Origin of the sequence: Lacticaseibacillus daqingensis (genome assembly GCF_003946115.1) — a bacterium.
In the GTDB taxonomy this organism is placed as follows: domain Bacteria; phylum Bacillota; class Bacilli; order Lactobacillales; family Lactobacillaceae; genus Lacticaseibacillus; species Lacticaseibacillus daqingensis.
Genome location: NZ_RHOH01000002.1, coordinates 189,942 through 206,317 on the forward strand (window position 1 = coordinate 189,942; position 16,376 = coordinate 206,317).

The window sequence follows — 16,376 nt, forward strand, 5'->3', positions numbered from 1 at the left end:
CATGGACGTTTCGTATGCATGGCTCAAAGAATTGGTGGACGTGCCAGCCACCCCAGAAGAACTGATGGACAAGGTGTCGCGGACGGGGATCGAAGTTGACAGCGTGCGCTACCCGGACGACCAGAAAATGAAAAAAGTCGTGGTCGGCAAGGTCGTTGAACTGACCGAGCACCCGGACTCTGACCACCTGCACATTGCGCAGGTGGATGTCGGCGAAGAGACGCTACGGCAAATCGTCTGTGGCGCCCCGAACATCGCCGTCGGCCAAACCGTGGTGGTCGCACTGCCAGGGGCGCGCATTGGCGGCAACGAGAAGATCAAGAAGGGCAAGATGCGCGGGGTCGAAAGCCTCGGCATGATCTGTGCCTTGCAGGAGCTCGGGTTCAGCGATTCCGTCGCGCCCAAAGCCTTCGATGATGGCATCTACGTCTTTGACGAACCCCTGACTCCTGGGAGCGACGCGCTTGAAGCACTGGGGATGCATGATGCGATCCTCGATTTTGAGATCACGCCGAACCGCGCGGACGCCCTGGGCATGCGCGGCGTCGCTTGGGAAGTCGGGGCCACCTACAATACGGTGCCGCACTTCAACGACCAGCCGGTGCAAGAAACCGGTAAGCCGGTGAGCGACTACCTGAGCGCCACGGTCACCGACACAGCCGATGCCCCGGCCTATCAGCTGCGGGTGGTGGCGGATGTCACGGTGAAGGACAGCCCGCTGTGGCTGCAGCGGCGCCTGTGGAACGCTGGCATTCGCCCGATCAACAACATCGTGGACGTGACCAACCTGATCATGCTCGGCTATGGCCAGCCGCTGCACGCGTTTGACTATCAGAAGCTGCCGAGCCAGCAGATCCTGGTGAGGCGCGCCACGGCTGGTGAGGCGCTGACCACGCTCGATGGTAACGACCACACGCTTGACCCCGAAGACATTGTGATCACCGATGGTCAAAAGCCGATCGCGTTGGCTGGGGTGATGGGCGGGCTCGACTCCGAAATCACCGCCAGCACCACCACTGTTGTGCTGGAGGCCGCCAAGTTTGCCCCGGTCAGTGTGCGCAAGACGGCCCTGCGCTACAACCTGCGCTCTCAGGCCTCGGCTCGGTTTGAAAAGGGCATCGATGTGGGCGCCATCAACGCGGCGCTGGATGAAGCGGCCCGCCTGATTGCCGCGCTTGGCGAAGGGACCGTGGCCACCGGCACCGTTTCGGCCAGCGCCATTGATGCGGCCCCGACCAACGTGGACATTTCCCTGTCGCGGATCAACCACGTGCTGGGCACCGACCTAAGCGTTGACACTGTGACCACCATTTTCAAGCGCCTTGGCTTTGGTGTGACGGCTGCAGACGGGCTACTGGCCGTTTCCGTGCCGACACGGCGCTGGGACATCAGCATCGAGGCCGATCTGATCGAAGAGGTTGCGCGCATTTACGGCTACGACAACTTGCCGAGCACGCTGCCGACGACCACGATGACCATCGGTGAGTTCACGCCGAAGCAGGCGCGCCTGCGCCGGACGCGCAAGCTGCTGGAAGGCCTTGGCCTGACCCAGATCATCAGCTACGGCCTGACCAGTGACGCCAAGGCGGCGCGCTTCACGCTGGCCCCGGCTGAAGCGACCGGCGTGGCCTTTCCAATGACCGAGGACCACAAGACGCTGCGGCGCAACTTGGTGTCCGGTTTACTGGATGCCGTCGCCTACAACGTGGCGCGGAAGCAAACCGACCTGGCGCTGTATGAACAGGGCCGCGTCTTTCCGCGTTCGGCCGGTCACACGCGGCCGGAGGAGCATGAGTACATCGGTGGTGCGCTGACCGGCAACGTGATCGCACAAAACTGGCATCAAAGCGCCCAACCCGTTGATTTTTACGCGGCCAAGGGAGTCGTTTCGGCCTTGTTGGCGGATTACCGGCTTGAGGCGCCTGTGCGTTACGAAGCGCTGACGGACGATCCCGACTTGCATCCCGGTCAAAGCGCTAAGCTACTGCTGGGGGATGAAGTCATCGGGCTGGTTGGCCGGCTGCACCCGGCGTTCGAGCACGCCAACAACCTGCCGCAAACCTTTGTCTTCGAGCTGAACCTGGATGCTTTGATGGCGGCACCGCGCAGCGAGATGCAAGCGGCGTTGGCGCCGAAGTTCCCGAGCGTGACGCGCGACATCGCGGTGCAAGTCGCCACGACCGTTACCAACGCTCAGATTCAGGCAGTGATCGCGACCGTTGGCGGCAAGTACCTGCAGTCCAGCCACCTGTTTGACGTTTACGCCGGGGACAAGATCGCGGCCGACCAGAAGAGCCTGGCCTACACCCTGACCTACCGGCGTGATGATCAGACTTTGACGGAAGACGAGGTCAACTCGGCTTTTGCTAAGGTCGTGGCAGCGCTGGAACGTGACCTAAACGCCCAGATCCGATAATCTTGACGAATTCTTAACTCGCAAACAGGCCGAGTCTTCTCGGCCTGTTTGACTGTTGACGGGCAACGCGGCGGTACGGCGGGGCCAGCCGGATCACCTAGCCGGCGCAGGGCTGGACACCGCCTGTGGGCCTTGGCTTGTGCCCCTGACCCGCCCGCCTCAGCGGTGGCGGGTCGGCGCGGCTACACCGCGGGTAAAGCCCGGCAGGAGTCGCTTTTTACAGATTGGTTTTGTATAATGGGGCGAGCAACTTTTTTAGGAGGACAAAGGCGTGGCGAAATCTCCCAACGAAAATCCGCAGCGGCAACGCGATCAACTGACGGGGCAAGTCTCCCGCAGACTGGTCAAGTGGATCATCGGTATCGCGATCACGGTGGTGGTGGCGATTGCTTTGATGGTCGGGCTGTATGTGCGGCGCGCGCTGCAGCCGCTCGATGCCGAATCAAAAACCAAAATCGCCGTGACGATTCCCAGTGGCGCCAGTACCGGCGACATCGGGACGTTGCTTGAAAAGCGCGGGGTGATTCAAAGTGCGCTGATTTTCAAGTTCTACGTGAAGTTTCACAACGTGCCCAGCTTTCAGGCTGGAGCGTACACCTTCACGAAGGCGGACACGTTTGATGACATTTTGCTCGCCCTGCGCGGCGGCGCGGCGTCTGATCGTTCCATCGGCTCGGTGCTCGTGCGTGAAGGGGTGACGGCCGAGGAGGTCGCGACCAGCATCAGCAAGTTGGCGCCCAAGAACGCCAACCTGAGCAAGGCGAAGGTGATGGCGGTGCTGAAGGACGACAACTTCTTCAACAGCCTCGTCAAGCAGTACCCGAAGCTGTTGACCAGCGCGCAGGAAGCTTCCGATGTACGCTATCGCTTGGAGGGTTACCTGTTCCCGGCCACGTATGATGTCGCAGCCAAAACTACCGCGGCCTCACTTATCACCACCATGGTGGCCAAAACCGATAGCGTGATGAGTCCGTACTACGCGACGATCACCAAGCGGGGCATGACTGTCCAGCAGGTGCTCACCTTGGCCAGCCTGGTCGAGCGTGAAGGGGTCGATGAAACGAACCGCCAAAAGATTGCCGGCGTCTTCTTGAACCGAATTGACATCAAGATGCCACTTCAGTCCGACATCTCCGTGATGTACGCCTTGAACACGCACAAGACGCACCTGACGAACCAGGACACCAGTGTTGACTCGCCGTATAACCTGTACGTCAACGCTGGCTATGGTCCGGGACCGTTCGACCAGCCGTCCGAAGAGTCGATTCGCGCGGTGTTGTCACCTAAGGACCGCGATGCCGACTACCTGTACTTTGTGGCAAACCTGAAGACGGGCGAGATTTTGTACGCCCGGACCTTGGCGCAGCACAACATCAACACGCAGCGCTTCGCCGCAGATAACGGTAACTAGCGACGGGGGGCAAACCGGGTTCAAGGCCGGCCGCAGTAGAACCAGTTGGCCGCCGGCGAACTTTGGGCGCGCGACTGACCATGAGACATGAAAAAGGGGCTCGCGCTCGCGCCCCCTTTTTCGATGAGAAAACACGCACTGGAGGCAATCTTTCGCATGACCGTTCAAAAACCAATCGTCATCGGGGTCACGGGCGGCTCCGCAAGCGGTAAAACCAGCGTTTCGCGCGCGATTTTTGACCACTTCTCGGGCCACTCGCTGCTGTTACTTGAGCAGGATTCCTACTACAAGCACAGCGACTTGCCGTTCGAGGAACGCCGCAAGATCAACTACGATCACCCGCTGGCGTTTGACACGCCGTTGTTGCATCAGCAGCTGCGGCAGCTGATCAACCGGGAAGCCGTGGATAAGCCCGTTTACGACTACGCGGACCACAATCGTGCCAAGCAGGTGGTGCATGTTGCCCCTAAAGATGTCATCATCGTGGAGGGAATCTTGATCCTCGCCGATGAGGAGCTACGCAACCTGATGGATATCAAAGTGTACGTGGACACTGATGACGACATTCGCATCATTCGCCGCATTCGGCGGGACATGAAGGAGCGAGGCCGGGCGCTGGATGATATCATCGGCCAGTACCTGAAGACGGTCAAGCCGTCCTATCACCAGTTTATCGAGCCCACGAAGCGCTACGCTGATATCATCGTGCCTGAAGGTGGCCGCAACACCGTGGCGATCGACTTGCTCGTGACGAAGATCAAGGATATCCTGACCACGCGTGGGCTGGAAGACTAAAGGTTGACAAGCGCACCGTTTGTTTCTAACATATTTCATTGAGAACATACCAATCGCGGCGCAGGCCGCGGACGGGCGGGCAGATTGCTCGCCCCTTCGTGACTTGACGCGGCAAAGAGGAGAATAACTATGGCAGATAAGCAGTACCCGATGACGGAAGCCGGTAAGGCCAAGTTGGAAGAAGAGCTCGAAACCCTGCGGACCGTCAAGCGCCCAGAGGTCATCGAGCGCATTAAGATCGCGCGTGGCTTTGGCGACCTGTCCGAAAACTCGGAATACGAAGCGGCCAAAGACGAGCAGTCCACGCTTGAGACGCGCATCGTGACCGTCGAAAACATGTTGCGGTATGCGCAGATTATTGACGCCAACGCCGCGGCGGCCGATGAGGTCAGCTTGGGCAAGAAGGTCAGCTTCGTGGAAGTCGGCGATACGGAAGAGGAAACATACGAAATCGTGGGTGCCGCTGAGGCAGACGCGTTCAACGGCAAGATTTCCAACGAAAGCCCAATTGCAGAAGGTCTGATCGGCCACAAGGTCGGCGATACTGTCAACGTGCAGACGCCGGGCGGCGACATGACCATCAAGATCACCAAAGTCGAAGGGTAACTGAGACGAATGGCGCGTGGCGAAGTCGCCCGCGCCTTTTTTGGTGGGGAAAATCAGTCGCAAGCCTTAAGGCATGGGCTTGTGTGTTGTCGTATAATGGCAATAGTCACTGAAGGAGGCCGCAATGAAACGACGCTGGCAAATATTTTGGCTGATCGAGCTGGTGCTGTTGCTCCTGCTCGGCTATCAAACCGTTTCCAACCCGACCTCACTCATCGAGGTCTTATTCGGGGCGGGGGCGCTGTTGTTGGGCGTGAAGGGCCGCTTTTGGCACACATTTTGGCTGACGATCGGGACGGTGCTGCTGGTGGTGGCGGTGTTCATCAACCCGATCGTATGGGTGATGCTGTTCGTTGCCTTGCTTGGCCTGCTGAGCCTGTTTTCTGGGCGTCAGCACGATCGAATCGTGCCCTGGGCCAAAAAGCAGTACGTGGCCGTACGCACCAAGGAGCCCAGCGCCAAGGCTGGGACTCGGCGGCGCCACACTTGGATCGGCGATGAGGCCATCGGGACCTCGGTCTACGAGTGGGACGACATCAACATGACCGTTGCGGCCGGCGACACCATCATTGACCTGGGGAACACACTGCTGCCCCAAGGCGACAGCACCGTTGTCATCCGCAAGGGGTTTGGCAAAACCCGCGTTCTGGTGCCGGTTGGGGTCGGCGTGCTCGTCGATCACAGCGCCGTGTTTGGCGAACTGACCCTTGACGGCGTGGAGTTGGCCCTGCACAATGAAGCGGTCAAGCACTTTAGCCCCGATTACGACACCGCAACGCGGCGGGTCCACATCATCACGAACGTCATCGTGGGGGATCTGGAGGTGCTGTCCGTATGAAGCAACGCAGATTGATCTGGCAGTTTTTGGTCGCGCTTGGCATCACCGCGGCGCTCGAAGTGGGCCTCGTCTTTTTGGTGACAACTGCGACCAAACAAGATTTCTGGCCGCTGCTGATGGCCTCAGTATTTGCCGGTCCGCTGTTGGCGTACCTGATTTCCGGGGCGGTGCTGGTGGCCCTGCTGGTGACCATCACCACCTATGCGATGATGCGCGCCCAGCACAATCAGCTGTCGCGCCGGTTGACCCAGCTCGTTGCCGGGCAGTACGAGGCCCCGGTCTTGGCGCGCACCGCGCAAGCCAACGATGCGCTGGGGCAAGACGTCGGCAAGCAGTTGGAGGCTTTGCGCCAAAAAATGATCCGCCTGCAGCACGAAATCGAGCGCTACTCGAGCACCCCGGTTTTGGTCGCTGGGGAGTCCAAGGAGGAGATCCTGACCCAGGAGCGTCACCGCTTGGCGCGTGAGCTGCACGACTCGGTGTCCCAGCAATTGTTTGCCGCAATGATGATGCTCTCAGCGTTGCGCAGTGTGGTGAACGCGAACACGCCGGACGCCCCAGAGCTCAAGCAGATCACGACCATCGAAAGCGTGATCAACGAGGCGCAAGCCGAGATGCGCGCGCTGCTGTTGCACCTGCGGCCAACCACCCTTGAAGGCAAGTCGTTGCGCGAAGGCATCATCGCACTGCTCAAGGAGTTGCAAACCAAGATCAAAATCACCATCACCTGGGAGCTGGCCGATGTGCATCTGCCCGCTGCGGTGGAGGATAACCTGTTTCGCATCGTACAGGAGCTTTTGAGCAATACGCTGCGTCACGCCAAGGCGCAATCGCTTGAGGTGTACTTGCGCCGGGTCGACACCAACGTGATCCTGCGCGTCGTTGACGATGGGGTCGGTTTTGACCCCAAAACGGAAAACACCACTGGGAGTTACGGGTTGTCGAACATCACCGAGCGGGCCGCCAGCATCGGCGGTAGCGCCAAGGTGATCTCGTTCCCGAAAAAAGGGACTAGCGTCGAAATTCGCGTCCCGTTATCAAAGGAAGTTGCAAATGATTAAAGTATTGATCGTAGATGACCACGAAATGGTTCGCCTGGGCATTTCCACCTATCTTGGCGTGCAACCCGACCTTGAAGTCATTGGCGAAGCCGAAGACGGCCAGCAGGGCTTAGACATGGCCTTGGCCCTGCGCCCCGATGTCATCTTGATGGACCTAGTGATGCCCAATATGGACGGTATCACGGCTACCCAGAAGATCTTGGCCGCCTGGTCTGAGGCGCGCATCATCATCCTGACCAGCTTCATCGATGACGAAAAGGTTTATCCTGCCATTGAAGCAGGGGCAGCGAGTTACATTCTCAAAACTGCGACCGCTGAGGAAATCGCGGATGCAATTCGCCAAACCGCCAAGGGTGAGTCGGTGCTGGAGCCACAGATCACCACCAAGATGATGAACCGACTGACCCAAAAGCCAGCGCTGTACAACGACTTGACCAACCGCGAGCGCGAGGTGCTGATGCTGATCGCTAAGGGCAAGAGCAACCAGGAAATCGCGACCGAGCTGTTTATCACGCTTAAAACCGTGAAGACGCACGTGTCGAACATTCTGGCCAAGCTTGAAGTCGAGGACCGCACGCAGGCGGCCATTTACGCCTTTACGCATGGACTGGTCAAGAAAGACGCCGACTAACGACCAGACGTGGCGACCCGTATGGGGGTGGTTGAGTGACAAAACCACCGTGGGTCGGTGAATGATCCCCGCCAGGAATTCAGAAAAAGCGTCACACCATCGGCTGTAGCCGGGGTGTGACGCTTTTTTGATGTGTGTTAGTCAATTTCGCTCATTTCGTCTTCCGCCAGACGCTTGTGGTACAGGCTCTGGTCGGTCTTGTCCTGCGCGGTGTTCAGCGCTTGTTCAATGACGTCTTGAACTTGCATGATGTCAGTCTTATTGAAGAATGGTACGTTCAAAACGTAAGTGTTGCCGCTTTTTTCGATTGATAGGGTGGTCATGATTCCGTTTAGGAAGGTGATCACACCAAGAGCGGCAAACAGCAGACCAACAAAAGGTGAATTGCTAATCGTCATCAGGCCAAAGAGGGCGATCAAGAAGCCCCAGATAAAGCGCTTGGCCACGTAAGCCGTATTAATGGTGGCTGCTGAGATATTGTTGAGTGGGATGGTCTGCTTCCGCTGACCGGCTGGAATCAAACCGAGAACGGTATTCTGCTCGGTCACATGAACCCCGCGGTAATCAACGGAAATCTTTCCCTTGATAAAAAACAGGAAGACGCTAGCGGCAAATTCTTTTTCGATCCAAGCAGCGTTGCGCGACTTCTTGACTTCGGCGTGGGTCTGGCCGTTACGATCGATTTCTGGCATAGTTGTTCCCCTCCAAGTGACTGGTGGCGGTGTCGGCGTGGACATCGCAGTGACAAGCGCGTACCGGACTGGTGAACGGACGCCCAACAAATGTAGCAAGTAAAGTAGGCACCAAGATCATTAGTCAAGGCCTAAAATACTTATGTCGCCCAATTTATCAAATGTAAATTAGATTCACCCGTTAATTGCATAAAATGTGGAATAACATTGCGTTAAAGAACGATTTTTTCTGAATAACGATCTAAAATACATATAGTTTGTAAATATTTCAAAATAAATAATCATTTACGCATCCGGTAATACACTGAATAATCGCTTGGCATTCTGAAGTATTAGGCTAATCAACTGGTAAAACGATGATGGGCCACACATGGAATTTTTGTTAAGGCAACTTTTGTGACGAGCCCGCGTCACGTGGTGTCAGCACCAGCACCTGGTCAAACTGCGCGCGTGTCGCCGCGGGCACATGGTGCTCGACTTCGATGACGGTGCCTGGATAAGCGCGGAAAAGCGCACTGAGCTGCGCCGCAGTGGCGTCGTCAAGCCCGCTCAGCCCTTCGTCCACCAGGAGCACCGATCGCTTGGCCAGCAATGCGCGCGCGACCTCGAGGCGTTTCAACTCACCGCCGGAAAGCGGTCGTTCGGTGCGCCCAAGCGTGGCATCGAGGTGTGGGGTTAGCGTGCCCAAGCCGACTTGGTGGAGGACTGCTTGCAGCTCGGGGTCAGCATAGGATCGGCCCAAGCCTAGGTTGAAGCGTAGCGTGTCATGAAAAAGAAACGGTGTCTGCGCCACCAATGCCACGCTTTGGGCCCAGTTGGCGGCATGCATCAGCTCGCCGCCCAGCGGGACCAGCGTACCGGCCAGCGTCGCGAGCAGGGTCGACTTGCCCGTGCCGGAGGGGCCCTGGATCAGGAGACGTTCCTGGGCGGTGACGGTGAGCGTGAGGGGTTGCGTCAGCGGCGTGGTGTAGCCGACTTCAAGGGCCTGTAACGCGAGCACAATCGGTGGCGCGGTGATGGCCAACGCGCGCGGCGGTTTGGCGGCTGGGGTCGCGAGGACCCGTGTGACCAGCGGTTTGGCAGAGACGAGGCGGTTGTAGTACTGGGCCATGTTGACAAGCGGCGTGGTGACGCGATCGGCTGCTGAGTTCAGGGTCAAAAGCGCGCCGATGGTGAGCTGACCGCGTGCAACCAGCACGGCGCCGAGTGCTAATGGTAGCAGAAAGGCCGCGTCGTACATGAGGCTCACCAGCATGCTGGCCACGTTTTGCCGCAGATTCATGCGGAAGTAGCGCGTTTCGCTGTGGTGCAGGCTGACCGAAAGGCGGTGAAGCATCGTGGGTGCTAGTTGATACGTGCGAATGAGCGGCCGGGCACTCAGCGTTTCCTCAAGCTGCTCGGTGTAGCGCTGGTTAGCGGCTTGCCAAGCGCTGGTGCCAGCTTGAAGCCACTTACTGGTGAAGCGTGAGATGATGGTGGGCAAGAGGCCAAACCCGACGAACAAGAGCCCCAGGCGCCAGTTCGTGACCATGATGAAGGTGAATGTGACGATCGCCTGCATCAGGCAAAACAGTAGCCAGGCCAAGGCGTCAACGAACGCGGCCTCGATCTGTTTGACCTCGTTGAGGGCCATGGCCGTGAACTGACTGACCGAGCGGGTGGCGTTGGCAGGTGCGAGTGCGATCTTGGCAATATGCTGGCGCAGATCCAGGTTGAGTGCGCGGCGATTTTGGCCCAGCAGTAGTTGAAACCCGAACTGGAACGCGGTGAGAAACACTAGCGCGATCGCCCATAGTCCGAGCAGGCGCAGGCCGGTGGCAAGGTGACGGGTAGTCATCGCGTCGGTGAAGTGACCGATGACATAGGGCTGCACGATCCCGTCGAAGCTCAGGCCCAGCGCTGCCAGCAACAAGGCGACTACCAGGCCGCGGTGCGGTCGGTACAGGTGACGAATAAGCTGTAACATGAGCGTTCCTCCTTTTGTCGTCCAGCTTAGTCTGCTAGACTGACGATAAAGACAGGAGGTGCCAAAAATGGCAGATGATTATGGGCCCACGTTGCGTCGCCTGCGGCTGGGGAGGGGGCTCAGCCAAGCCGAACTGTATGCTGACGTGCTGTCCCCGCGTCAGGCGATCCGCCTGGAAAATGGGGAAAGTGTGCCGCGCGCGGATCACCTTGAAACGCTGTTGCATCGCTTGGGGTTGAGCCCCGCCGAGTTTGCCGCGCAGCGCGCGCATGGCGCCACGACGCAGGCCCGCCTGCCGCAGGCCATCGCCGCACAAGCGATCATCGCCAAGCTCAACCGGTGGATCGACTGGGAGCTGACACCGGCTGAGCTGGCGACGCTGAAAGCCTACGCGCTATCGGCGAGTGTGCTGTCGATTCGCGACGTTCTGAAGATGATGCTCATCAGCTTGCGTTTTGAGCCACCGGCACGTGACCTCATTCGTGACCGGCTGTGGCGTGACCTGCAAGTCTACCGGGACACCCCACCGTTTGCCGAGGCGGCCACCAGCATGTGGCTCACGCGTGGCTTTGATGATGCGGTACGTGGGCGGGTTCGGTCGGCGCGTGCAGCCTATGTGACCGCCCAACGGGAAAACCGTGGGAATAACTTGGTCGATGTGTTGGCCCGATTTTATTTGACCGTGCTCGACGATGCGGATGGCGCTGCGGTGGCGCGCACTCAGCCAATTATTGTGGGGCTTTGGCAGCTAGGCGAGGGCCACTTGGCCGATGCGCTGCTGGATAACCGCAGGCATATTCTGACCGCGCTTGGTCGCCATCCGCAGTGGCGAGAAGACGAGCTTGGGGCGCTGGCACGGCTTCAAACGGGAGTGGCGCGGCAGGCGCTGCGCCACCCCCAAACGTACTACACCGAGGCCAATTTTCCGGGGCTCGCCGCGGCGCTGGCAGCTTGGGGGAAACCCCTTCAGGCATTTGCCGCGATTGCGCCGAGCGAACCTCGTTGAGCGGCACAGGGCCGGTACGTTCGCCGGTGTGAGTCAGCTGATCAAATCAAATCGGGGAAGTTGTCACTGTTGTGCCTAGTGGGCTGGGTTGTTAAGATAGACTCACTGGGCAGGCGACTGCCGGAAAGCGGGGCAACCATGACCGAAAACCAAACGATTCAACTGATGCAACAAGACCTGACCGGGATCACCGACCGGCAAGTCGCCGCGGTGTTAGACCTGATGCAGGACGGCAATACGGTGCCCTTCATCGCCCGTTACCGCAAGGAACGCACGGGCAGCCTTGACGAGGTGCAGATCCAGGCGGTCGAAGCGGCCTACCAGCGCGTCACCGCGTTGCAGGACCGCAAGGCGGCGGTGATCAAAAGCATCACCGAGCTGGGCCAGCTGACGCCGGCGCTGGAAAAGCAACTTACCGCGGCCCAAACGCTACAAGTCGTGGAGGACTTGTACCTACCGTACAAGCAGAAACGCCAAACGAAGGCCACGGTGGCCCGGGCGCAGGGGCTGGCACCGTTTGCCCACTGGGTGTTGCGTTTTCCAACGACGGCCCTAGAGGCTGAGGCCAAGCGTTACGTCAACAAGGAGGTGCCTGACGTGGCGGCGGTGTTAGCCGGCGCCCACGAGATCTTGGCTGAGCAGTTCAGCGAGCTGGCCGCGGTGCGCAACTGGGTGCGCAGCTACACGGGGCGCACTGGTCAGCTACGTGTGACCGTACGGCCCAAAGGAGAGGCGCTTGACGAGTTGGGCGTCTACCAGCAGTTTTACGCTTTTGAAGCGCCGCTCAAGCGCCTGTCCGCCACGCGCATCTTAGCGATCAACCGCGGGGAAAAGGCCAAGATCCTGAGCGTGAAGGTTGCGGTGGACCAAGCCGTGATCCTGAACTACTGCCACTTCCGCCTGATCGGCCAGCATCCCACCAGTCCGGCTGCGGCGTTCATCGAGGCGGCCTACGCGGATGCCTACAAGCGCTTCATCGGCCCGGCGATCGAGCGCGAGTGGCGCGCGGCGCTGACCGAGCAGGCCGCTGCGCAGTCGATCCAAGTCTTCGGCCAGAACTTGTACCATCTGTTGATGCAGGCGCCGATCAAGGGCAAGGTCGTGATGGGGTTTGACCCCGCGTACCGTACCGGTTGCAAGCTTGCCATTGTCGATGAAAACGGCAAGTTCCTTGAAAAGGCGGTCATCTACCCGCACAAACCGGCGCCGGAGGCCAAGCGCCGGGCCGCGGCCGGCGAGCTCAAGGCGCTTTTGTTGGCATATCACGTTGAAATGATCGCGATCGGTAACGGCACGGCCAGCCGCGAGTCCGAGCAGTTCGTGGCGACCGTGCTGAAGGAGCTACCGCAGGACATCTTTTACGTCATTGTCAACGAGGCAGGGGCCTCGGTTTACTCGGCTAGCCCAATCGCGCGCGATGAGTTCCCCGACCTGCATGTGGAGCAGCGCAGCGCCATCAGCATCGCGCGGCGACTCCAGGATCCGCTGGCTGAGCTGGTCAAAATCGACCCGGAGTCCGTTGGGGTCGGGCAGTACCAGCACGATTTGCCCGCCAAGGCGCTGGCGGATGAGGTGGATGCGGTCGTGGAGCGCGCGGTCAACCGTGTCGGCGTGAATCTGAACACGGCCAGCGTTCCGTTGTTGGAACGTATTTCCGGGTTGACCAAAACCACCGCAGCCAACATTGTCGCTTACCGTGACGAAAACGGCCGCTACACCAGCCGCGCGCAACTCAAAAAGGTGCCGCGCCTCGGGCCCAAGGCGTTCGAGCAGTCGGTGGGCTTCTTACGCATCGTCGGGGGCAAGCAACCGCTGGACAACACGGACATTCACCCTGAAAGCTACCCGGCGGCGTTGACGCTTCTGGCCGCGGCCGACCTCAAAGCCAGCGACCTCGGTACCGTCACCGGGACAGCCAAGCTGCAGGCGGTGGCGCTTGCGCCGCTGATCAGTGCCACTACCGGGCTGGAGACGCTGAAAGACATCGCGGCCAGTCTCGCCCATCCGGGCCGCGACCTTCGTGACGGCATGCCGACGCCTTTGCTGCGGCAGGATGTGTTGACCATGGCCGACCTCGTCCCGGGAATGAAGCTGCAGGGCACCGTTCGCAACGTGGTCGACTTTGGCGCGTTCGTCGACATCGGTGTGAAGCATGACGGGCTGGTGCACGCGTCCCACATGGGGCCGAAGTTCGTCCGCGACCCCAAAACGGTGGTGGCGGTCGGTGACATTGTGGATGTCTGGATCGAGTCCGTGGACTTGAAGCGGGAACGCATTGCGCTGACCATGGTCGCACCGCGCGTCAAGTAGGCACCAAAAGGTCAATCGGGCTTCAGACAGGATCAACGACCCAAGAATGGCGCATACAATTCCGGGACAGTCCAAAAAGTCCATTCCAGATCAGTAAGGCGCCCCGTGAAACCTAAGTTTTCAGGTTTCACGGGGCGCCTCGCTTGTGCACTGAGTAAAGCCGCAATTGGTCTCAGCTTTTGGGTTTAGATGTTTTTCACGGCGTCGTTGTACGCCTTGGTGCCGGCGTACACTTCGTCCGTCAGCACATTCTTGTGGAACTTACGCACGCGGTAGATGTGCATCACGAGCACGGCCACGTTGATGGCCAGCGCCAGAAAGCTGATGATGAAAAGGCCGGTGCTGTTGTGCGCGCTCGCGATGGCAAAGGGACTGTCGGTCACGAAGGTCGGGTAGCTCATCGTGAACATCATCCAAAACGCCAGGGTCTGCGCGCGGTCCTGTAGCCAGGTGCCCTTGTGGAACAGCAGGGCGGCCGCGGTTGGCGCCACGAGCAGGCCGAGACCGGCGTAGAAGGCGTGGTCGCCGACGCAGTTGTACACGTAAGCGAAGTTCCAGACATCGTAGGCGACGATCCACGGCCAGATCTGATCCGGCCAGATCATGTCATGCTGCTTGTCGCGGCTGATGCGAATGCCGAACCATCCAGTGATGGTGACGATGTTGATCAGCCCGGCGATACCGTTCATGATGTTCCACGCGCCGCCATTCATGAAGACACCATCGACCATGCCGTGCATGCCGGCCACCTGAAAGTCGCGGATGACCGCTTCACAGATGTTGAAGGCCAAGATGAACGGGGGAAAGGCCAGCAGCCACTTTTTGGCCTGTAGCGTGGGAAAGTAGCGCAACGCCATGAAGCCCAAGCACCCGGCCAAAGCCGAGTACACCTTGGCCCAGTGGAACCAGGTCCCGGTGCTGCTACGCGGGCCGGCGGTGGTTGGCCAAACGAAAATGGTCAGCACGATGGGCAATACCAAAAATGAGAGCACTGAGGCGACCTTGCTTGAGCGCGCCAGTTCGTTGAGCAGCATCAGCGCAGCCACAACGGCCACCCACGCCACCACGTTGATGAGTTTCAAGTCCTGAAATAAGAACATAATCATTCCTCCTTTGTTTTCCTCACTGTCGAGTGTAGAGAACGCCGAAGGGTTTCGATATGTACAATCGCGGTCAACTGTCTAAGGTTGTGTTTTGGGTCAGCACGTGGGCGATCGTGGTGTGCAGCATCGCGTACATGCGCGCCAGAAAGTCGTTCTTGGCTTCCGCCAGGTCGGTCGTGAGCCACTGGATCAGTTGAACGACCAGCGCCCAGCCGTAGAAGTTCGCGATTTCGTCGCGCAGGTCGCGCGAACAGTGCGGCGCAAGCTCATCCACGACCGCCGCCACCATCGCAAACAGCTGGTGGTACAGGAACTGGTTCAGCAAGTCGCGGTTGAGTGAGCGAAACGTGTTCAGGCAAAACGCACGGTTGGCCTCGATGTAGTCGAGTACCACCGCCAGGCCGGCGTTCCACTCGGCCTGATTCTGGTAATGGTCGAGCTGGGCGATGATTTCGTTGTTGTAGATGTAAGCGAGCAGGTCGTGGATGTCAGCGAAGTGGTAATAAAACGTGTTGCGCGACACGAACGCCGCATCGGCGACCTCGTTGATGGTGATGTGGTCGACCGCCTTGGTCTGCATGAGCTGCTTGAGCGCGGTGGCCAGTTGATCTTTAGTTGTCATTTTGCGCCTCCACCCTGATGATACCAGACTTGGCGCTCCTGCGCCGCCTGTCGCTTGAGGCAAAAGGATAGCGAGCGACAACAGATTGGGTAGGCCCGCACGTGGCCACGATGGTAAGGTAGGGGTATCAAAGAATGGAGGTCAGCAGATGAACGAGAAGTTTTTGCAAGTCCTGCAGCACGAAGGGCCGGTCACCATCATCACGGTCAACGGCAACCCTGCACATGTGGTGAACACGTGGATGTCCTACGTCACGGTAAAAGGCGGTCAGCTCTTCATTCCCGCTGCCGGGATGCACAGCATCGAGGCGGACTTCGCTACGGACAACCACGTGACCCTGACTTTTGGGTCCAAGGCCGTGGAAGGGACCGTTGGCCCTGGGGCCGGGTTTCATGTTCATGGCACCGGGGCGTTCGTGACTGAAGGCGCTGACTTTGACGCCAAAAAGGCGCAATTTCCGTGGCTAACGCGGCTACTGGTCGTGACCATTGACGACATTGAACAGAAGATCTGATGATGAAACCGGCGTTGGCCGAGTCTTGATCGATACCGACTTGAAGTGAGGAAAACCGATGACCAAACCCTTAGCAGACTACGCAGCAGACATTCCAACCGTGGCGGCACTACTGGCGGATGATCCTGCCAGCGCAACGTTTTTCGCGGCGCTGACCCCAGGGTACCAGCGCGAGTGGGCGCGCTACATCGTGGGCGCCAAGGCAGCCGCAACGCAGGCGCGGCACCTGGCCCAGATGCGCACCATCTTTGCCGCCGGCTACAAGTCCAAGCGGGCTTACGATTCCCGGCCCAACAAATAGCAGACAAGTCGTGCAGAGGCGCGGCTTTTTTGTTTCAGTCGCCACTTTTTGCGTGACCTAGCAGAATCTTTTCCGCCCCAGCGCTTGAAAGCCGGTCGCAGAAG

15 protein-coding genes are annotated in these 16,376 nt (G+C 59.2%); 11 read left to right on the top strand and 4 right to left on the bottom strand.

Annotated elements, in window-relative coordinates; translation table 11 throughout:
• Position 1: 1 nt before the first annotated feature.
• The 7 genes from pheT to EKM88_RS03120 all read left to right on the top strand — a co-directional run bounded on the left by pheT (position 2) and on the right by EKM88_RS03120 (position 7,758).
• On the top strand, positions 2-2,416 hold the full coding sequence (gene pheT, locus EKM88_RS03090) for a phenylalanine--tRNA ligase subunit beta (protein WP_125703003.1): 2,415 nt from the start codon (positions 2-4) through the stop codon (positions 2,414-2,416).
• 271 nt (positions 2,417-2,687) lie between these two features.
• On the top strand, positions 2,688-3,827 hold the full coding sequence (gene mltG, locus EKM88_RS03095) for an endolytic transglycosylase MltG (RefSeq protein WP_125703005.1): 1,140 nt from the start codon (positions 2,688-2,690) through the stop codon (positions 3,825-3,827).
• A 156-nt stretch (positions 3,828-3,983) separates the two neighbouring features.
• Positions 3,984-4,622: a uridine kinase gene (gene udk / locus EKM88_RS03100; RefSeq protein WP_125703007.1), complete on the top strand. Its 639-nt coding sequence runs from the start codon at positions 3,984-3,986 to the stop codon at positions 4,620-4,622.
• A gap of 129 nt (positions 4,623-4,751) precedes the next feature.
• Positions 4,752-5,228, top strand: a complete 477-nt coding sequence (gene greA, locus EKM88_RS03105; protein WP_125703009.1) for a transcription elongation factor GreA — start codon at positions 4,752-4,754, stop codon at positions 5,226-5,228.
• Positions 5,229-5,352: 124 nt separating this feature from the next.
• Positions 5,353-6,066 carry a cell wall-active antibiotics response protein LiaF gene (gene liaF, locus EKM88_RS03110; RefSeq protein ID WP_125703011.1) on the top strand — a complete coding sequence of 238 codons (714 nt, stop codon included), beginning with the start codon at positions 5,353-5,355 and terminating at the stop codon, positions 6,064-6,066.
• Positions 6,063-7,127 carry a sensor histidine kinase gene (locus EKM88_RS03115; protein ID WP_125703013.1) on the top strand — a complete coding sequence of 355 codons (1,065 nt, stop codon included), beginning with the start codon at positions 6,063-6,065 and terminating at the stop codon, positions 7,125-7,127. The genes liaF and EKM88_RS03115 overlap by 4 nt, the downstream gene beginning before the upstream one ends.
• Positions 7,120-7,758: a response regulator gene (locus tag EKM88_RS03120; protein WP_125703015.1), complete on the top strand. Its 639-nt coding sequence runs from the start codon at positions 7,120-7,122 to the stop codon at positions 7,756-7,758. Before EKM88_RS03115 ends, EKM88_RS03120 begins: the two co-directional genes overlap by 8 nt.
• 137 nt (positions 7,759-7,895) lie before the next feature.
• Here EKM88_RS03120 and EKM88_RS03125 read toward each other — a convergent pair whose 3' ends face one another.
• Together EKM88_RS03125 and EKM88_RS03130 are read right to left on the bottom strand one after the other, a co-directional pair.
• On the bottom strand, positions 7,896-8,450 hold the full coding sequence (locus EKM88_RS03125) for a hypothetical protein (protein ID WP_125703017.1): 555 nt from the start codon (positions 8,448-8,450) through the stop codon (positions 7,896-7,898).
• 382 nt (positions 8,451-8,832) lie between these two features.
• Positions 8,833-10,416: an ATP-binding cassette domain-containing protein gene (locus EKM88_RS03130; protein ID WP_125703019.1), complete on the bottom strand. Its 1,584-nt coding sequence runs from the start codon at positions 10,414-10,416 to the stop codon at positions 8,833-8,835.
• Positions 10,417-10,483: 67 nt separating this feature from the next.
• Here EKM88_RS03130 and EKM88_RS03135 point away from each other — a divergent pair, with 67 nt between their 5' ends.
• Both EKM88_RS03135 and EKM88_RS03140 read left to right on the top strand, forming a co-directional pair.
• Positions 10,484-11,422, top strand: coding sequence for a helix-turn-helix domain-containing protein (locus EKM88_RS03135; RefSeq protein WP_125703021.1), 939 nt, complete (start codon positions 10,484-10,486; stop codon positions 11,420-11,422).
• 138 nt (positions 11,423-11,560) lie between these two features.
• Positions 11,561-13,732 carry a Tex family protein gene (locus EKM88_RS03140; RefSeq protein ID WP_125703023.1) on the top strand — a complete coding sequence of 724 codons (2,172 nt, stop codon included), beginning with the start codon at positions 11,561-11,563 and terminating at the stop codon, positions 13,730-13,732.
• 185 nt (positions 13,733-13,917) lie between these two features.
• Here the strand turns inward: EKM88_RS03140 and EKM88_RS03145 are convergent, their stop codons facing one another.
• On the bottom strand, positions 13,918-14,832 hold the full coding sequence (locus EKM88_RS03145) for a DUF5692 family protein (protein WP_125703026.1): 915 nt from the start codon (positions 14,830-14,832) through the stop codon (positions 13,918-13,920).
• 73 nt (positions 14,833-14,905) lie between these two features.
• Positions 14,906-15,457 carry a TetR/AcrR family transcriptional regulator C-terminal domain-containing protein gene (locus tag EKM88_RS03150; RefSeq protein WP_125703028.1) on the bottom strand — a complete coding sequence of 184 codons (552 nt, stop codon included), beginning with the start codon at positions 15,455-15,457 and terminating at the stop codon, positions 14,906-14,908.
• A gap of 148 nt (positions 15,458-15,605) precedes the next feature.
• Between EKM88_RS03150 and EKM88_RS03155 the strand changes: the two genes are divergently transcribed.
• Both EKM88_RS03155 and EKM88_RS03160 read left to right on the top strand, forming a co-directional pair.
• Complete coding sequence (locus tag EKM88_RS03155) at positions 15,606-15,971, top strand: pyridoxamine 5'-phosphate oxidase family protein (RefSeq protein WP_125703030.1); 366 nt, start codon at positions 15,606-15,608, stop codon at positions 15,969-15,971.
• Positions 15,972-16,029: 58 nt separating this feature from the next.
• A complete protein-coding gene (locus tag EKM88_RS03160; RefSeq protein WP_125703032.1) occupies positions 16,030-16,272 on the top strand; it encodes a YdeI/OmpD-associated family protein in 243 nt (80 codons plus the stop codon).
• The last annotated feature ends 104 nt before the right edge of the window (positions 16,273-16,376 follow it).